The sequence below is a fragment of the Pseudoalteromonas byunsanensis genome (assembly GCF_001854475.1).
GTDB lineage: Bacteria > Pseudomonadota > Gammaproteobacteria > Enterobacterales > Alteromonadaceae > Pseudoalteromonas > Pseudoalteromonas byunsanensis.
In genome coordinates, this window is record NZ_MNAN01000031.1 from 154744 (window position 1) to 173499 (window position 18756).

Sequence of the window (18756 nt, forward strand, 5' to 3'; positions counted from 1 at the left end):
AATATTCCATGTCTTAATTTTTAGCTGAAAGTTTGAAACCGTGTTCGATAGAGTAAGGAGGTTTCCAATTTAAAGTGCTCTTAGTGTGAGTGATATCTATTTGCAATGATCCGGTTAATCGATCAACGACTTCTTGCTTATTAAACAGCCTACCGACTAGGTTAAAACACCATAAAGGCACAGGTAGTGAAAGGTTTGGCTTACTTTGTACTCTCGCCATGAGCGACACCATCTCAGCAGTTGATATATCGTTATCATCACTCACCAAAAAAATTTGATTAGCGGCTTTTGGGTGTTCAATACACACTTTGATTAAATCCACTAAGTTATAAACAGATACTAAACTGCGCTTGTTACTGTTTATTAATCTGAACGGTAATGGCAACCCCTTACTAACAAGTTTCATTAAAGATGCAAAATTAGCTTTCACACCTTCTCCATAAACAAGTGGTGGACGTACAATAACGATCTCCATCCCGGTTTGCTTACCAAGCTCCATTAGTAATAGTTCAGCTTCTGACTTAGAAACACCATAAAAATCTTCCGGTTTTGGTGTATCGAATGAAGTAAACGCTGATTTTCCTGTTGTACTTTCCCCATTCACTTTTATGGTGCTAACAAATATAAAGCGCTTTACTTTAGCTTTCGCAGCTTGCTTAGCTAAATTTAAAGTGCCAGCTGTATTCACTGCTCTAAAATTAGCTAATGGGTCAACAGAGCAGTCATTCATTATATGAACTCGCGCAGCACAGTGAATTACGCAACTAACACCACTAAGCGCATCTGAGTAATCAGAATTCTCATCTAGATTATGCGTATAAACCTGTCCCAAGTCTGATTCTTTTCGACCCAAGAGCTTCAAAGTATTAGAGCTTTTTAATTCGCTAGCTAACAAACCACCTACAAACCCAGAATAACCAGTAATCAATAAACTATTCATTTTTCGTTTCGACAAGATAAAATTGATGCTGACATTTCTTTCATAATATTCGAGCGAGTGTACTTCGTATTAAATTCCTTTCTATCAGTATACTCACTATTTAGGCTATTTAACGCACTGTAGGCTGCCTTATCATCTCCTGGATAAAACACAGCTGCATTGCTTACCTCACCTCTAATAAATTCCGCAGCATAACCACTTACTCCTGCTAAAATTGGCTTACCTGTAGCTGCATACTCAAATACTTTAGAAGGTAAAACTTTTTTAAAAGCAGGATAGTCATTCAAATGTAAAAATAATACGTCAGCTTTAGAATACTCTTCTAGTAGTTGCTCGCGATTAACTGGAGGATGAAAAGAAATGTTTTCAATACCTTTACAATTTGAGAGTAGTAAATCCTTGCGTCCACCATCACCTATTATTTTAAAGTGATACTGCTGTTTACCTGCTTTAGCAAGCTCAGGGATTATAGTATTTAATCCTTGCCCTTCCCCTATATTACCAGCGTATAAAACCGTTTTTACTCTGTCATCACTTTCAGAACTTACACTCTGACTTTCAAAATCCAGAAACTCTTTATCTATACCATTAGTAAAAAACGTATATTTTGGACTTTTATATCGTGAATAAAAGTATTCTTCAAAGCCTTTAGATACAAGATTAATATGGTCCGCATTCGAGAATGTATAGCTTTCAATTGCCCCCAAAATTGGCTTCATGATGAATGCTAGCTTAGGGTTTAATACATCTTTTATGGTGTCGACAAAAATATCTCGTACATCTAAATAGAGAGGCAACTTCTTTTTTTTCGCTATTCTCGCACCTAAAAATGCAGTAAATAGCCGAGAGCTAGTAGCAAAAACTAAGTCATACTGCTCATCTTTAACAGCTTGATTCGCTCGCTTGTAAAAAGTAAAAAAAGATTTTACTTGATCAAGCATACCACTTTTATGCGAAGGAAGCTCTACTCGGCGTAATCTCACATTACCATCAACTTCCTCTGTTTCAGCTCCAGCATTAAAACTGGCATACCGGTTCGGAATAGTTGTGATTACATCAACTTCGATATTTTCTCGCTGCTTTAATTCCTCAACTAAAGCGGTGGCTCTAAACGAGCCAGCACAAAGATCGGGTTTAAAGTAAAAGGACAAAATAAGTATTTTCACACCAATCCCTTAATCATTCTTATTTCAGTTTGTAAACTACCGTTATCAAAGCTGATTTCAACTTTTTTGTTTGCAACAGATTTTCCAAATTCAGGATGCCACGTACTATCTTTTAACTGCAAAATGCTTTTACTAGCCAATACACACAATCTGATACCGTGCTTAAAAATCTCGCACTCATAATCAGAGTTTTGAACAACATCAAGCTCAGGATGGATATGTAAGTGAAAACAAGCAGCCTTTGCATGTGATAATTCATCTTGAATTTTTACCCTGTTACTTAAACATTCTACTTTTCTAGTATGAGTAACTTTAGGGTGTTGTTTTAGATAACCATCGTGACTGGCGACCAACAATGCACACCCATCATCAAATTTTGCCATTTTTAATTTTGAATATGCTCGCTTAGCAACTCTAAAACCAGACCAAACTTGTGAGGAGCTTATACCTTCAACAACAATCGTATTGTGTGCTGAAGTTTCACGTTGCCTCAAGCGCTCTTCACTAACGCCATAAAGCGAAGTACCTGAATTTACAAAAACTCTTTGTGTCCCTATTGATAGTTCAAAACTTAAAGTATCAGCATGCGCGTGACCAGGGAGGTAGTCTGGCCCTACATTGGCGTGATCAAAGATAAGACTATAGTCATCCAAAGCCACTCTGCTGTATCCACTAGCAAGGTTCGTTATCAACTTTTTACAATCAATCTCAAATAACAATCCCAGTTTTTGAGCGTAGCTAAAAATATCTTGAGGCTTCTTGGCAATTCCTATAGCAGCATCATTAAAAAAGCTAATCTCGCCATCAGGGTGAACCATCGACTGAAGCCAGCTAAGCGCCTTTTCTGCAACAGCTTTCCACCTATCAAGGTAATTTCTTAACAAATCACTACCACTTGTATTTGCTAGGTCAATTAACTCTAGTAGATCCCAAAGTAATATCTCATGATACATTGGGGAAAGTTCAAAATGGGCGCCATCTTCCAAAAACTGCTCAGATATTTCTTTCTCTAAAATATCAACCCCTAGTCTTAAATAACGCTCAGCTTGGATACCATCCAAGTATGCCCCTACGAATGTCAGGGCTTTAGCATTTGCAAATAAGTGATTCCCGAGAATGTGATATTCTAGTTGTTTGGAAAGAGCCTCGGCTTGCTCTAGCATGCTTCTACTGTATTTAGAAGGAATAGATTTTTGTTTGCTGCACCATTTAACCCAATTAACCAATCGTAAAGAAATAGGATATGGCTCCCAACCATTTCCCAGACAGGGAGGGTTCTCATCTATCCAGCGTTCTATCACTACTCGGTGTAAATCGTATCTTTCACGAGAGTCATGGGCACTCAAATCGTCAAAATAATGAAGGTTATACAACCAAAGCTTAGTTTTACTCGGACAATTCCAATCTAATGGCGTTGATATATCTCCAGATTGATTTAAGAACTCTACAGTAGTTTTTGAAAATATGCTTTGCGGATTAAGATCTAAGCCACCCCAAATCCACTTTTTACGCGAAGATGAAGTTACTTGAGTTACTTTCGGCTTTGTTAGCCTATAAAAGACTCTATAGTAGATCTGTTGAAACTTAAGATATTTCAGAGTATGAAATACCTTAAGTGCCATTTTTATTTTATTACTCATTGATTTCTTAATTGCTCAGCAATATCGATTGATACTTTTGCTACTTCAAAGATTTCATCTATCGAAATTGGTGCACATTTACCATCGCGTATGGAATCAAGAAATAATTTAGAGCACAGATTTTGCCCTTTATCTTGCTTCCAAAGGTTCATTTTCTTAAATCCTGAAAATCCGTAAGCTTTTAGCTTTACAAAGTTATCCAACTGTAAGACTTTACCATTCGTAAATACCTCTACCCGCTCTTTGGGAAAACTCGCTGCACCATTCGCAAAGTAATGTATAGTGCCAAATGACCCATCGGCAAAGCCTAAAATTATTGCTGCTTTATCTTCAGTTACTTCTACCGAATCAGTATCTCCCATTCTTCGAGCTTGAACAGATACAATTTCACTTCCGGCTAAATAACGCATTAAGTCAACAAAATGGCATGCCTCTCCAATTATCCTACCTCCGCCTACATTCTTATCTTGAGTCCAATGTTCTGCTGGAATAGCGCCCGCATTCATAGTCATAATGAAAGATTTAGGTTCTTTAATTGGTTCTAATAGCTGTTTCATCTTTTGAATTTGAGGAGAGAAACGACGATTAAAGCCAACCATTAACTTAGGTGCTAAATCCTTCTTACAAGCCTCTTTATAAGCTGTCTCAACTTCCCCTAGTTCTTCATAGTTGATTGCCAATGGTTTCTCAACAAATACATTCTTACCAGCCTCAAGAGCAGCCTTTACAAAAGCTGCATGGCTATTGTGCTGGGTGACGATCGCAACAGTGTTAATGTCATCATTTTTAATCATGGCTCGTGTATCAGTAGTTGCTTCTACAAAACCTGATTTTTCTCCATGAATAACTCCATTGATCCCACCTGACGTTGCGACACTATGAAGTTGTGCTCCAGCTTTCTTAAAAGCAGGTATTAAAACTCGTGAAGCATAATTACCGGCACCAATAAATCCTATTACAGGTTCATTGGCTGGATAGTTTACAGCGGGGTTCAATGATACTGTTTTAACGTGCCGTGCTTGAGGTTCTGACTCAAACTGCAATAAAATTCCTAAGGCGCTCTTATCCGTAGTCAGTAGTTCATATGCATCACTTGCATTTTCAAACTTAAAACGATGTGTAATTAATGGCTTAACATCTAACTGACCACCAGCCATCATATCAAGAATTGCTTCAAAGTTACGCTGCTCTGTCCAGCGTACAAACGCAAGAGGATAATCATTTCCTTGCTCCTCATAATTAGGATCGTAACGGCCAGGACCATATGAACATGACACTTGGAACGATAATTCTTTTTCATAAAAATCGGCACGGCTCAGTTCTAACCCTGTAACGCCTACAAGAATAATTCGCCCCCGCTTTCGACTCATTCGTGCAGCTTGTGTAACAGGATCATTAGACTTGGTAGATGCAGTGATGATAACGCCATCGACTCCAACACCTCTACTAAATTCAAGCCCCACGGCAACTGGATCTTCGCCTTTTCCGGGGTTACAAGTCTCAGCTCCAAATTCTCTGGCCAACTCTAACTTAGCTTGATCATAATCTATTGCTAATACTCTACAACCCTGTGCTCGTAACATTTGAACCGTTAGTAACCCTATTAGCCCTACACCTGTAACTACAAAGCACTCTCCCATAGTTGGGTTGGCTAGACGTATACCTTGCAGGCCAATACTTGCCACCACTGTAAATGAAGCTTCTTCATCAGAAACACTATCCGGTATCTTAGCTACAAGATTCTTACTCACCCGTACAACATCAGCATGAGGGCCATTTGATACGACTCGATCCCCTACCTTAAAACCATCAACCTCTTTGCCTAAACTATGAACACAACCAACATTGCAATATCCTAAAGGTAAAGGTTGAGCGAGTTTAGATTTGACAGCATCTAGAGTTGTCATCAAACCATCAGTCTGTACTTTTTCGAGCACCATTTTGACTTTATCAGGTTGTGAACGTGCCTTATCGATTAGATTTGCTTTACCAAAATCGACTAGCATCCGCTCTGTTCCTGCAGAAATTAATGTTGTTGTCGTATTAATAATTAGGTGTTTTTTATTATCTCGTGGTACCGGTGATTCCACTATTGAAGAGCCACCTTTCGCCATATCTTGAAGAATCTGTTTCATTTTATAACCTACAGCTTATCTTTTATACCATAACAAAATTTATATTTACTGATGACTTTCTCTCTAGTGTAAAATCCATCTTTACTCGCCTGATTTTTAGTTAATATATATTCAAATTTTTCCATAAAGTCACGAAAACAACCGGACTTAAATAACATGCATCCGTTAGCTCGACCGCACACATCTGAAGCAATTGCCTGCTTGGAAAGAGATACAGCATCAGCAACAGCAAGACCAAAACTATCAACAAAGTTAGGGCGCAAATATATGTCTATACTATCTAGCAAACGCACGAAATCATCTGGTGATATTTCATTTAAAAATACAACATTATCCAAGCATTCTGCTATGCTATTAATTTTTTCTTCGTAATTACGATTTGACTCTCCATAGGTTACAACCAAGAATAAGATGTTACTTTTTAATCTTGCAGCATCCAAAATAAACTCAAAATTGTATATTGGCTTGAAATATCCATTTGCTAATGCTACGAAATCAAATTTATTAACATGTTCTATACCAAAATCTTCAAGTTTTCCTTTTTCATCGAGTTGTATTATCGGGGGAACATAACTATCTAAATTAAACAACTTACCATCATCAATTAATAGCTTTTCTTTATAAAATTTCTTTTGATTATCACTAATATAAAAAAAACGATCTATCTTTTTGGAAATGACTCGTATAAAAAATAAAACCACAGAATTCGAAACGCACAATTCGCCATTATGTAAGGTGACCCCCCATTCTGATTTCGACTTTACAAAAAAAGAAAACAAGATCAACGAAATAACCCCAGAGAAATTAAAATGAATAAAGTCATCCTTTTTTTTAGGTAAAACATAAGCTAACCATATAATTGATAGCAACCTATTTTCAAATGGAGAAATAAAACTTCTAGAATTTACCTTTTCTTTTTCTGAATTCTTATAAATATCATAGACAGCAGAATAAGAATCCGGAAAGTATTTTAACAAACGATAGATATAAGTTGAAACACCACCGATAGGCTTAGGTAGCGGACCAACAAGATAAAGACGTTTACCCCTCAGTTCTTCGCTTAACATAAAATGAGCTCACAAAAAATATAATAAAGAAAAAAGTTTTTGGATGAGTTAATGTTCCACCAGGAAAAGCCGCGATATAGAAAAACATTAAAACACCGAAGTACAATTTAAAGAATTTATCTCTTCTTAGCTTGTAACCTATATATATTGGCAAACTTAATACAATAAGAGATACAAAGAAACCATACCTGTAAAAAAAATAAAGATAATCATTATCTACAACATCAACTGGTAACGCTGAACCAAATAAAAATGTAAAAGCATTATATGACTGAAATAACTCATCCCACATTTTTATTCTTGCGTCAAACGAAGAGAAGCTACTAAACCTTGAATACATACTATCCAACATACTTTGCTCATAGAATAAACCCAAAAAAGCTACTACTGCACAAAGAAAAAGAATTGGTATGTACTTAATTCTAAAATATACTAGTAAAATAGAAATAGAAGTTGCCACTAAAGAGGTTCTAGAATATGAAATAAGCAATAGAAAAAAAGCTATCCCAAGAGCGCAGAAATAAAATATGCTATATTTCTTCTCTAGCTCTCCCTCAACCATACCCCAGAGTAAGAATATTATCGAGATTGAATAGATAAAGGAGCTAAAATTTGGGTTCCCACCCAATCCTATATGTCGCCAGTAAGCTTCTAAGAAATCACTCATCCCATTCATTGCTACTGCACTTTTTATAATATTTGCTAGCAGAGTTTCAGATAAAACATAGAGAAGAAGAAAATCTAAAATAACAGTCACAGATAGAAAAAGCACCATTCTTCTGAAAAGAAAGTTTCTATCAAATTTAAAATCAAACAAAAAAACGATTAATAAAGGTATTCTAATTAACTCTCTCAAATACCAGTAACCATCAGCATCAAACGAATCAATATATGATGAAAATGCTAAGACTACAAACACAGCAGAAGCAACTACCAAATTCTCTGCACTTAAGAATAAGTTTACTTTACTACATAACAATAGAATAATAAAAAGCGCAAAGTATGAATATAAATAAGATAAAACGAATCCACCTTGGGCTATTGGCAAGACTAAGCCAAGCACAACGAGGAATGACACAACGCTCTCTTGATTAAATACCGAATTTTTCATATATCAATTCTAGTTCTGAAACAGTGTAGTTTGAATTTGTATTACTTAAAATCAATTCCAATTCAGCTTTAGTTGAAAACCTTCTCTTCTTGACCTTCGCGGGCACTCCGGCTGCTATTGAGTATGGCGGTATGCTGCCGTTTAGCACTGAACCTGCGGCTAAAACGGCCCCCTCACCAAGTGTGGCTCCCCCCAAGATTATTGACATCGCACCTACCCAAACACCATTTTCCAGAAGAATTTCGCTACACTTATTTTCGGGTTCAAGATAATAGCGAAGGTGGCACTCTGTAGCAGAGAGGTTATGATTTCCTCCTAAAATATGAACATTAGGGCCAAACATTACAGCATCTCCAATCTTAACCCTTGTATTATTATTAGTGCTCAAGTAGCAGTTTACGTTAGCAAAAAAATCACAACCTATCTCAATTGCATGTTTAGGTGCAGATATGTAAGTGCCATGACAAACTTTGAAATTTCGCCCGAAATTAGGGAATTTTAAAGCATAGTATTTCGAGATATAAAGTGAAGAAAACTTATAAAGCAAGTTACAGGACCTTATTTAGTTCAATAGAAACAGAATTGTAAATTTTTTCCTTCATCTTCTTCAACCTTTGGTGAACCTTCTCACTATCTCTAGATTTATAAATATCAAAAATATTTATATTATTTTCATCTACAATATATTCAGCACCTTCACCATCGTAGAATTCATGGAACATACCTTTAACTTTACCATCCCATGCAAAACCATAAGCAGGCACTCCTAGCGCTAAAGAAAAAATAAGACTATGCATTCTACAACCAAAGAAAATATCAAGCTCACTATAAACTTCAGCTATTTTATCAACATTTGAATCCAGATTAACAATGGATACTTTTGCATTAGAGTTGAACTCCATTAGCTTGGATTGAAAATCTTGTGCTAGCATCTCATCTTGAGGATATGCAGTATTAATAATAAGAAGCTCTAAATCATAACTTTCAAGCAATTTGGAGACTTCACTTACTAAACTATCTAACTGATCTTCTGTAAAAAAATTGGGAAGCAAATTAAGCCCAACCTTATTTCGAGCTGTTCTATTTATTTTTTCACTAATCAAATCTGAAAGAATAAAAACCGGATCAGGGATAACATTAACATCCAAATTATATTTACTGAAGTATTTTTTTGAGTTTTCATCTCTAACAGATATTGTTTCACAGTTAGAATAAACATCATTTAGTATTTCTTTTTCTTCATAGAGAAAACTACCTACACCACATGATAGAACCACTCTCTTTTTACCTTTTGCAGCTCTCAGTATTTCAGAAACTCTAAAACCATAATCACACCCCATTTTTGACATTATTATATTACCACCACCGACAACAACAACATCACTATCGTCAATGACATTTTTATATTTAATACTATCCCCACTAACTTTATAAATAATTTTTTTAAGAAAGTAAAAAAGTATAGGGATTCTATTTTGCAAAAAAAATGAAATTTTATTCCTAACCGACACTGTTCTAGCCTCATTCACCACGGTACTTTTGTGGACAAATGAATCAGGGTCTCTAAAATACAGATCATATGATATTAAGTTAACTTTATTTCTAAAAAACAAATACTCGATACATTTAGATATTACGACATCACCAACATTATTACCTTGCATTGGCGAAAATTTAACTGCCTTCATAAGCACTTTTTCTCCTAAAATAAAAAAGAGCAAAAAATATAAATAATAAGATTAAAAAACAAGATAAAGCTGACGTGAAGTATAAATAATTAATTACACCAAAACCTACCTCATAGTAATAAAAAAAAGCAAGTATAACCACTCTAGAAAGGAGGTTAATTAGTTCATAGTAAAGATGTCCTCTAACATCCTTAAAAACATTGCAAAGAGCTATTGTCGGTGTATATAAAACAGTAAAGGACAACCAGATACTAATTGGAAAAATATAATCAATTACTCCTTGCCATTCTTCTCCAAATACATGCTTTATTATATAAGGTGCAACCAGCCCAATAATTAAGAACGATAAGAATGAAAGAACCCCTAATAAACATGTAGTTTTAACGACTGTTCTAAAAGCATCTTCAACATTAATTAAACTCAGCTCTTTGAGTAACGCTTGCTTAGATGAGTTACCAAAAACCCTTACAGGAATAACAAGTAACTTATGACATAATGAAAAATACCCAACTTCCTTGGCACCACCAAGTACATTGACTCCTTGAGCAAGAATATATATAGAAACAACATTAAGTAAAGACTGAAAGCTATTTGGAAGCCATGATTTTTTATTTTCCTTTAAAAAAATCACATATTCAAAATAGTCAAATTTATAATTTGATAGTAAGTTAACAACCAACTTTCTATTAAGACAAAATATAGAAAATAGAAATGAAACCATATAACCAAATACTAACGTTTCCCAATAAGGAAATAAAAAATACAATACCAACTGCAAGGTTACAGATGAAAAAACCTGTGATATTAATGTAGCATTATAGTGAGCGTAATTTCCATCTCTAAGTAAAATAGATATCACTAACTGATTAGCACCACCCAGAAAAACAACGAGGCTTAAGGATAACACTTGGAAAACCGGACTTTCGCTGGAGTACAGTATGGCGATGCCAATAGGTATACTTAATAAAGATACAAAAAGTAAGTTATTTATTGAGGCATTAAATGCAAGTTTATATTTTTTTTCACACAATTGAGATGGAATAAATAGCTCTAACCTTCCAAGGCTAATTGTGGAAAATAACATTGATGTGTACAAAAATATGCTAAATAGTCCATAATCTTCTGGTGAGTAAAGTGAGGTCAAGATAGGGTAGGAGGCGATATTAATAAGAATTACTAATACCCCTCCTTTCATCAGTCTTTTTATGCTGTTATATATTGAGCCTTTCACCAAATCCCTCGGGTGTCAACAATCAATCCATCAGGAATTTTGCAACTTCTAAATTGTCGATGGTCAACGAGGAGCAAATGTATATCGGCAGTTTCCATAGCCCTTTGAAGATCACAAAGAGTAATATTTTCAACACCTTCTGGTAAAATGTGTATATTTGGCTCCACAGATAAAACTACACCGCTATGCAGAAAAGAAACTTCTTGAGCGATGTTTAACGCAGGGCTTTCTCTAAGATCATCTATGTCAGCTTTAAAAGCTAAGCCGTAACATGCAATCGTAACGTCTTTCGATGTTTTTTCTGGATTTTGCTGCAAAAAGTCCGCTACTGCCAGTTTAACTTTCTCAATTACCCACTGTGGTTTAGAGTCATTCACTTTACGTGCTGTATGTATAATTCGTGCTTCTTCTGGTGTTTTGCTAACTATAAACCAAGGGTCTACTGCAATACAGTGGCCTCCAACACCAGGGCCTGGCTGTAAAATATTAATACGTGGGTGGCGATTAGCTAACGATATAAGCTCCCATACATTTATATCTAGTTTATCGCAGATAATCGATAACTCGTTAGCAAAAGCGATTTGCACATCTCGACACGAGTTCTCTGTTAGTTTTGCCATTTCGGCAGTACGAGCATTAGTAATTACGCACTCGCCTTGTACAAAGTTTTTATATAACTCTACAGCTCGAGCAGAACAATTGGCTGTCATGCCTCCAATTACGCGATCATTCTCTACCAACTCACGAACTACATGTCCAGGCAATACACGCTCTGGGCAGTGAGCAATATTTACGTCAGCATTTTCTCCCGCTTGCTGCGGGAAACTTAAATCAGGGCGGGCCGCGGCTAGCCAATCTGCCATTTGCTCAGTAGCACCAACTGGCGAGGTAGATTCAAGAATAACTAAATCTCCTTTCTTTAGTACTGGTGCAATTGCTTCACTGGCTTTATGAATATATGTTAAATCGGGTTCTGGAATTTGTGAGTCGTTATTTTTAAAAGGGGTCGGCACCGCAATTAAAAAGGCATCAGCTTGCTCTGGTGAAAGCGTTGCTTTGAGATAACCTTCTTTTACTGCTGCATGAACAATCATATCTAGCTCAGGTTCAACGATATGGATTTCACCTCGATTGATTGTGTCTACGGCATGCTGATTAACATCTACACCAATTACTTTCTTTTTACGAGAGGCAAACATCGCCGCTGTTGGCAATCCAATGTAACCCAAGCCAACGACCGAAATTGTATTAAATGACATACTTTCCCTTTGAAAATCTTGAAGTTTAAAACTGCTTACTGGTGTTTATTTAGCTAAAATATCGCAGATTCTTTTGCATGCATTTCCATCACCATAAGGGTTATGGGCTCTGCTCATTTGCTCGTAGCTTTTCTCATTAATTAGCAATTGTTCTAAAGAAGCGGTGATTGCTGCTACATCAGTCCCGACTAACTTTACTGTCCCAGCTTCTACTGCTTCAGGACGCTCAGTGGTATCGCGCATAACTAAAACCGGCTTGCCGAGGCTGGGCGCCTCTTCTTGAATGCCACCAGAGTCTGTTAAAATAACATGTGCTCTATTCATTAAATAAACAAAAGGCAAATATTGCTGAGGTTCTATTAAGTGAACATTGTCAATATCGCTTAAAATGCGATTAACTGGCTCTTGCACATTTGGATTTAAATGCACTGGATATAGGATTTGGCAGTTTGGATACGCTTTTGCAGTCTTAGCCAGAGCTTCACAAATACGCTCAAATCCACCACCAAAGCTTTCTCTTCGGTGACCTGTAACTAAGATAAGCTTTTTGCTCTCATCCAACATGGGGAATTGTGCAGCTAGAGTATTGCTTAGATCGGAGTCTGTTTCTATTTGATGCTTAACCATTAGCAAAGCATCGATCACTGTGTTACCCGTAACAAATATATTTTCATCATGGTAATTTTCAACTAGCAAGTTTTGTTTAGAGGTCTCAGTGGGAGCAAAGTGATATCTGGTAAGCGCCCCTGTAAGCTTGCGGTTTGCTTCTTCTGGCCATGGAGAGTATATATTGCCTGTACGCAACCCTGCTTCGACATGACCAACTGAAATTTGTTCATAATAAGCGGCTAAGCTTGCTGCAAATGTGGTTGCAGTATCGCCATGTACTAAGACCACATCTGGCTTAAACTCTTTAAGTACTGGAGTAAGCTCTAATAAAATTCGGCTTGTCACTTCTGGTAGCGTCTGCCCTGCTTTCATTAGGTTTAAATCATAGTCAGGTGTAATTTTAAATAACTCTAAAACCTGATCTAACATCTCTCTGTGCTGTGCTGTAACACATACTTTGGCATCGAAGCGTACATCTTGCTTTAGAGCGTGTACTAAAGGTGCCATTTTAATTGCTTCTGGTCTTGTTCCGAATACTGTAAGTACTTTCACAGAGTGTCCCTTTATTTTTTCTGCTGGTTTATTTAGAAATGCCGATTGGATATTAGGAGGCTTTACTTGTATTATTCAGCCTCCCTATTCATAACGCCCTATACCTTTCGTGCAGAGCTATTATTCTACGAATTAAATTCGCAGTTGAGTAACCTTGATTGGTTATCTTTCAATCTCAACATAATGCCACTTTATACACATTGAGTCTTTATGTTGCACTAACTTCGGCTTGCCCTATGTCTCACAATAACAACTCATCTTATTGGTCATAACATAAAGCCGTTGCTACGAGTCGTAGCATAAACTCGCGGCTACGAATCGCGACATAAAGTCGCTGCTACGGGTCGTAACATAAAGTCGTTGCTACGGGTCGCGACATAAAGTCGCTGCTACGAGTCGTAACGTAAAGTCGCTGCTACGGGTTGCAGCGACATAACCTGCTATGCTTTATCTGATTTGTACTCGTAGTTGTAGTAGCCGTAGTAACCATAGGCATTGGTTGATTTACGAACAACACCGTTGAATACCACCCCTTTTACATCAATACCATTTTGCTCAAAACGATTTCGCGTAATTTCTAGCTCTTTGATATGGTTTTGACCAAAGCGTGTAACAAGTAAAGTTGTACCTGCATGAGCGCCAACAATTGCAGGGTCTGTTACCGCTAAAATTGGTGGAGTATCAACAATGACTAAGTCGTACATTTTACTCACTTCACCAATCAATTTACTAAAGTTTTCATGCATTAGCAGCTCAGAAGGGTTCGGTGGAATTTGGCCTCGAGTCATCACATGCAAGCCTTCCACTTGGCTTGGCTTAATGACTTGTGCCAGGTTCAGCCTACCCGACAGGTAATCACTTAAACCATTATCCCATTTCATACCAAACTGCGTTTGTAGGTAACCTTTACGCATATCGGCATCGACTACAAGAATTCGCTTACCACTTTGCGCTAAAACAGTAGCGAGGTTTACAGTAATAAAGGATTTACCCACTCCGGGGCTTGGACCCGAGATCGCAATCACGTTATTTTTCGCTTCTAGCATAGCAAAGTGAAGGCTTGTACGAAGGCTTCTAAGTGCTTCAATAGAAAGGTCCGCCGGATTGTCTACTGCCAATATTGATTTGGCTTTTGCAACTTTACCTTTTCGGGCTTTGGCAAAACCGGTTAGTTTTACTTGATACTCAGAGAACGGTACGCTAGCGTAGACTGGTAAGCCTAATGCTTCAATTTCACCTGGGTCTTCAATGCCTTTGTGTAGTGCCTTTTGGATAAGAACAATGGCAATGGCAAGCATGCCACCCAACATAGTAGCCATAACGACTACCAATGCTTTCTTAGGTTTAACTGGCTGTGTAGTATTAACCTCAGCGTAATCTACAATTCGAACATTACCTACTGTACCTGCACGCACGATATCTAGCTCTTGGGTTTTAGCAAGTAGTAGTGTATAGATTTCATTATTTACTTCAACGTCGCGCTTTAATCGTAACAACTCTCGCTGTGTTTCTGGTAATCCCTGAACCTCTCCAGCTAGCTCATTGCGCTGGCTTTTTACAGTATCAATCTGCTCTACAACACCGCGATACGCTGGGTGTTCACGTTTAAATTTACGGCCAAGTTCAAGACGTTTTAGCTCTAGTTCTTGCAGTTTAGTTTCTAGCTTTACAATTTGTTCTAAAACGCCCTGTGTTTCTAGGCTAATATCAATGGACTCTTGGCGAATTTGGTAGTCATTAAAGGCTTTTTCTGCACGTTCTAGGTTACGTTTAACTTCTGGAAGCTGCACCTCTAAAAACTCAAGAGACTGCTGCGCCTCCGCGCTATTACGCTCAACGTTGCGACGCACATAAATACCAGCCACTTTGTCTAGCACTTTCTCGGCATAATCAGGGCTTTTATCCTGAAGTGCTAAATTAATAATACCGGAGTCTTTACCTTTTTCAGACGCTGAAATTGCGCTCTGTAAGTCAAGGATGGTTTGTAAACGGTTGCGTTTAAGGATAGAAAATTCAGTACTAGGACGCGCGATAAGTGTTTTTATAGTAAGCTCAAAATGACCTTGTCTAACCTCTGCCCCTACCTTACCCACAAGCACTTCGTCACCATCACTTGTCAACAAAGCATATGATTCATCTGCTCTTGCTTGCAAAATAAACTCTTGGCCTATTGCACTGTTAGGCACTCTAAAACGGTGTATTTCAACCCTCTCTCCGCCCCAAGCAAATGAATCAGCACCAAAGCTTGCTTCTGCAACTTCTCCCTCCATTTGCGCCACAAACTTACGATAACTGCGACCTCCAAAAAGCGGAAATAATTTGGGTTCGACAACAATGTCAAGATTAAGCGTATCAACCGCTTCACCAATGACACTTCTAGATTTAAGTAATTCAATCTCCGTTACCGCCGCGGAGGTACCCTCAAACATACCTGACATATCGTCAAAACCGGGGACTGAACCGCCTTTCTCTTCAACTTGTACCATCGCTGTGGCTTGGTAAATTGGCGTGCTAAAAATTGCATATGCGACACCGAGCAACATAAATAGTGCAGTAACGCCTAAAATAAACCATTTTGCATCAAGTAATGCACCAAAGAGGGCCATCAAGTCAATTTCTTGAGATTCTTCTTTGTGCGACTTTTGCGTAGAAATTAAGTTTGGCTGAGCATTCATATACCCACGTTTCCTTATAAATACTTTTGCCAAGCGCCGCAGGCGCTTTCGATAAGCTCATAGACGTGTTCGAACGCCTCTCTTGACTGGCGATATGGATCTGGAATTTCTTTATCTCCAATCCATTTGCCAAGCAAAAAAGTTTTGCCACGAGCTTGAGGGTAACGGTTACACAAGTCTTCGAGGTGTCTGTGTTCCATTACTAAAATAAGACTATTTTGTGACACCAAGGTCGCGCCTAATTGACGACCTTGATGTTCGCTCATGTCGATTCCCTGTTCTTTAGCCAACTCTTGCGCTAAAGCATCTGCTGACTTTCCTTCTAACGCAGTTAAACCGGCCGATGACACTTTAACATTTTTACCTGCCAATTTACTTTTCAACAGATACTCTGCCGTCGGACTTCGACATATATTACCTGCACATACCATTAACACACTATCAAACATGAGCATTCACACTATTGATTTTCGATATCTTGAAGTGCATCCACTGTCGAAAGTGAAGGCAATAACAAGCTAATAACTTTGTTCCAACGAGCCAGCGGAGCGCTAGTTACATAGACGATGTCTTGTGGTTGTAGTTCAAATTGCTCAGCCAGTACTAATGACGCTACATTTTTTGCATGTAACTGATACACATCAGCTAACACACCGTCTTTTTGCAAGTCACGTCTACGCAATACAAACACACCATTTGCATCAGCAGTGCGTTCATTAAAACCACCAACGTCTGTTAGCGCTTCAGCCAAGCTCAAGCCATAACGATTAACGTCTACTTTGCCCGCTCTAATGACATCGCCTAGGACATATACATTACGTTTATCATTACGGCTGATATGCACAATGTCACCATGCTGCAATAAACGGTTTTGGGAGATATCACCGTCAGCGTAGAAGTCATCCAGCTTTATGACTTCTGTTTTGTCTCCACGAGTAAATGTGACTGTTTCCCAATCTGCATTTTCGGTCAAGCCACCTGCTTGGCTAATTGCATCTATCAAGGTCACAGGAGTTTCTGTAATTGGGTAAACGCCTGGTTTTGAAACTTCGCCAGTTACATAGGCCTTCTGGCTTTTAAAACCCACTACTTTCACGTCTATTTGTGGTTCTTCGATAACACGACTAAGCCTTTTAGCTAGATCACTTCTAAGCTCATGCACAGTTCTACCAGCAGCAGGAACTTTTGGTGCATATGCAAAGTTAATCGTACCATCTGCTTGAACCCTAAAACCATCAAACTCAGCCGTTCTTTGTACAGCCGCAGGAATTGTAAGTTCTGGATGATCCCATACACCGATGGTGATCACATCACCCACACCGAGACGATATTCATAGCTAGAAACATCAACAGAGGTAAGCTTAGAGCGATCTATTTGCTTTGCTTTTTTAATTTTATGTTCTTGAACAAGTTGAGAGTCAATGATGTGAATATTTACTTTTTCCAAATCCCGTTCAAGATTTGCAGTTTGCTCACCAGAACCAATCCCTTCAAAATGACCGCCAGGTACTAAAGTACACCCACTCATTGCTAGCAATATCGTAGAAGCAATGATCGTTTTACAGCTATGCGCCATCGTATCTTCCCAAAAATTATAATCTTGATTATTGTTACTGACTAAAATATCGGCAACGCCTTTTTATGATGGCTAATTAAACCATGCACCAATGTTAATCGCAAGTAAGCGCACTATTTCGCCAACTCTATTACAGCCTATATTTATGGACTAAATTGCCACTCAAAATCTTGGTCACAGCCAACTCGTATAAAACCTACTAGCAAATTAAAATATTCTATTTATTGGGACTTAAGATTATGCTCCACAAACCTTGAGGCACGCTTCCGCCCTTAGGTCACAGTTCCCAACCACTGATAGTATTTTTAACTTTTAAATCCATGCTGACGCTACAACATATATCATTCTTAATGGTAATGCTTGTTCACTACCCCAGTGCATCCTCTACTAAAAGAGATATGCAAAAGTCATTAATTTTGTAATGCTCAAATCTGCCAATGCCTGTCTGAGTCCATAACTACCAAGCCCTTAGCAAAGCTCAAAGTCAATCATCGCAATTCACTTAAGGTACAAATCAAGAGCTGATTAAAAAACACAACAAACTAACTTTTAAGTTTAAACCTTTTGGATATAACTATTATCTGCAACAATTGAGGCATACTGATTGAGTAGTTTAATTAATAGTACACTGCGAATATCACCTTCGGGCTGCTGATATATAGCAAGCAAACCCTTGTAGCAACCTTCAGTAATTTGCACAATATCGCCTTCTTTTATCTCACACTTAGTTTCATGTTCACTATGCTGCATGAGTTGCTCAACCAACTCATTTGGAACGACTTGAAGCTCATTCCCGTAACGGACAAAGTCAGTTACCCCACGGGTATATTTTACCGAGGAAAAATGTACTGAATATGGATCAAGTTTCACAAAGAGGTAGCGAGGAAACAAAGGTTGTTCTATTCGTGAAGAGTTTATAGTTTTGCGTATCGCGTATTTAGGATAACAGCACTCAATACCTTGATTAGATAAATTTGAGTGAGCTCTGGCTTCTTGTTTAGGCTTACAATAGAGTAAATACCAGCGTTCCATGCAACAATCCATTGATAACTATGCGGGTTCCAAATAATGATAGTGATTATACGTGAATCATACCATGTGTCCATA

General features: G+C 37.8%; 15 protein-coding genes. All 15 read right to left on the reverse strand.

Annotated features, from left to right (window positions below):
* Nucleotides 1-13: 13 nt before the first annotated feature.
* Nucleotides 14-940: an NAD-dependent epimerase/dehydratase family protein gene (locus tag BIW53_RS11135; protein ID WP_070991948.1), complete on the reverse strand. Its 927-nt coding sequence runs from the start codon at nt 938-940 to the stop codon at nt 14-16.
* Entirely contained in the window at nt 937-2106 is a 1170-nt protein-coding gene (locus BIW53_RS11140; RefSeq protein WP_070991949.1) for a glycosyltransferase family 4 protein, read from the reverse strand. The genes BIW53_RS11135 and BIW53_RS11140 overlap by 4 nt, the downstream gene beginning before the upstream one ends.
* Complete coding sequence (locus BIW53_RS11145; protein WP_084228135.1) at nt 2103-3746, reverse strand: heparinase II/III family protein; 1644 nt, start codon at nt 3744-3746, stop codon at nt 2103-2105. Before BIW53_RS11145 ends, BIW53_RS11140 begins: the two co-directional genes overlap by 4 nt.
* Complete coding sequence (locus BIW53_RS11150) at nt 3743-5881, reverse strand: bi-domain-containing oxidoreductase (RefSeq protein ID WP_070991950.1); 2139 nt, start codon at nt 5879-5881, stop codon at nt 3743-3745. The genes BIW53_RS11145 and BIW53_RS11150 overlap by 4 nt, the downstream gene beginning before the upstream one ends.
* Before the next feature lie 8 nt (nt 5882-5889).
* Nucleotides 5890-6948: a glycosyltransferase gene (locus BIW53_RS11155; RefSeq protein WP_070991951.1), complete on the reverse strand. Its 1059-nt coding sequence runs from the start codon at nt 6946-6948 to the stop codon at nt 5890-5892.
* Nucleotides 6923-8059 carry a hypothetical protein gene (locus BIW53_RS11160; RefSeq protein ID WP_070991953.1) on the reverse strand — a complete coding sequence of 379 codons (1137 nt, stop codon included), beginning with the start codon at nt 8057-8059 and terminating at the stop codon, nt 6923-6925. The genes BIW53_RS11155 and BIW53_RS11160 overlap by 26 nt, the downstream gene beginning before the upstream one ends.
* A complete protein-coding gene (locus tag BIW53_RS11165) occupies nt 8040-8606 on the reverse strand; it encodes an acyltransferase (RefSeq protein WP_070991955.1) in 567 nt (188 codons plus the stop codon). Before BIW53_RS11165 ends, BIW53_RS11160 begins: the two co-directional genes overlap by 20 nt.
* A 1-nt stretch (nt 8607) precedes the next feature.
* A complete protein-coding gene (locus tag BIW53_RS11170; RefSeq protein WP_070991956.1) occupies nt 8608-9747 on the reverse strand; it encodes a polysaccharide pyruvyl transferase family protein in 1140 nt (379 codons plus the stop codon).
* Nucleotides 9734-10978: a lipopolysaccharide biosynthesis protein gene (locus BIW53_RS11175; RefSeq protein WP_070991958.1), complete on the reverse strand. Its 1245-nt coding sequence runs from the start codon at nt 10976-10978 to the stop codon at nt 9734-9736. Before BIW53_RS11175 ends, BIW53_RS11170 begins: the two co-directional genes overlap by 14 nt.
* Complete coding sequence (wecC, locus tag BIW53_RS11180; protein WP_070991960.1) at nt 10975-12237, reverse strand: UDP-N-acetyl-D-mannosamine dehydrogenase; 1263 nt, start codon at nt 12235-12237, stop codon at nt 10975-10977. Before wecC ends, BIW53_RS11175 begins: the two co-directional genes overlap by 4 nt.
* A 45-nt stretch (nt 12238-12282) precedes the next feature.
* Nucleotides 12283-13398 carry a non-hydrolyzing UDP-N-acetylglucosamine 2-epimerase gene (wecB, locus tag BIW53_RS11185; RefSeq protein WP_070991961.1) on the reverse strand — a complete coding sequence of 372 codons (1116 nt, stop codon included), beginning with the start codon at nt 13396-13398 and terminating at the stop codon, nt 12283-12285.
* 440 nt (nt 13399-13838) lie between these two features.
* On the reverse strand, nt 13839-16073 hold the full coding sequence (locus BIW53_RS11190; RefSeq protein ID WP_070991963.1) for a polysaccharide biosynthesis tyrosine autokinase: 2235 nt from the start codon (nt 16071-16073) through the stop codon (nt 13839-13841).
* 14 nt (nt 16074-16087) lie between these two features.
* Nucleotides 16088-16522, reverse strand: coding sequence for a low molecular weight protein-tyrosine-phosphatase (locus BIW53_RS11195; RefSeq protein WP_070991964.1), 435 nt, complete (start codon nt 16520-16522; stop codon nt 16088-16090).
* A gap of 11 nt (nt 16523-16533) precedes the next feature.
* Entirely contained in the window at nt 16534-17649 is a 1116-nt protein-coding gene (locus BIW53_RS11200; RefSeq protein ID WP_070991966.1) for a polysaccharide export protein, read from the reverse strand.
* Between the two features lie 555 nt (nt 17650-18204).
* Nucleotides 18205-18681, reverse strand: a complete 477-nt coding sequence (gene rfaH / locus BIW53_RS11205; RefSeq protein ID WP_070991967.1) for a transcription/translation regulatory transformer protein RfaH — start codon at nt 18679-18681, stop codon at nt 18205-18207.
* Between the last annotated feature and the right edge of the window lie 75 nt (nt 18682-18756).

Excerpts from the sequence above, each read along its gene's own strand:
- wecC (WP_070991960.1), bottom strand. The coding sequence starts at position 12,237 with ATGTCATTTAATACAATTTCGGTCGTTGGCTTGGGTTACATTGGATTG.
- BIW53_RS11155 (WP_070991951.1), bottom strand. The coding sequence starts at position 6,948 with ATGTTAAGCGAAGAACTGAGGGGTAAACGTCTTTATCTTGTTGGTCCG.
- BIW53_RS11150 (WP_070991950.1), bottom strand. The coding sequence starts at position 5,881 with ATGAAACAGATTCTTCAAGATATGGCGAAAGGTGGCTCTTCAATAGTG.
- BIW53_RS11195 (WP_070991964.1), bottom strand. The coding sequence starts at position 16,522 with ATGTTTGATAGTGTGTTAATGGTATGTGCAGGTAATATATGTCGAAGT.
- BIW53_RS11170 (WP_070991956.1), bottom strand. The coding sequence starts at position 9,747 with ATGAAGGCAGTTAAATTTTCGCCAATGCAAGGTAATAATGTTGGTGAT.
- BIW53_RS11190 (WP_070991963.1), bottom strand. The coding sequence starts at position 16,073 with ATGAATGCTCAGCCAAACTTAATTTCTACGCAAAAGTCGCACAAAGAA.
- BIW53_RS11145 (WP_084228135.1), bottom strand. The coding sequence starts at position 3,746 with ATGAGTAATAAAATAAAAATGGCACTTAAGGTATTTCATACTCTGAAA.
- BIW53_RS11160 (WP_070991953.1), bottom strand. The coding sequence starts at position 8,059 with ATGAAAAATTCGGTATTTAATCAAGAGAGCGTTGTGTCATTCCTCGTT.
- BIW53_RS11135 (WP_070991948.1), bottom strand. The coding sequence starts at position 940 with ATGAATAGTTTATTGATTACTGGTTATTCTGGGTTTGTAGGTGGTTTG.
- rfaH (WP_070991967.1), bottom strand. The coding sequence starts at position 18,681 with ATGGAACGCTGGTATTTACTCTATTGTAAGCCTAAACAAGAAGCCAGA.
- BIW53_RS11200 (WP_070991966.1), bottom strand. The coding sequence starts at position 17,649 with ATGGCGCATAGCTGTAAAACGATCATTGCTTCTACGATATTGCTAGCA.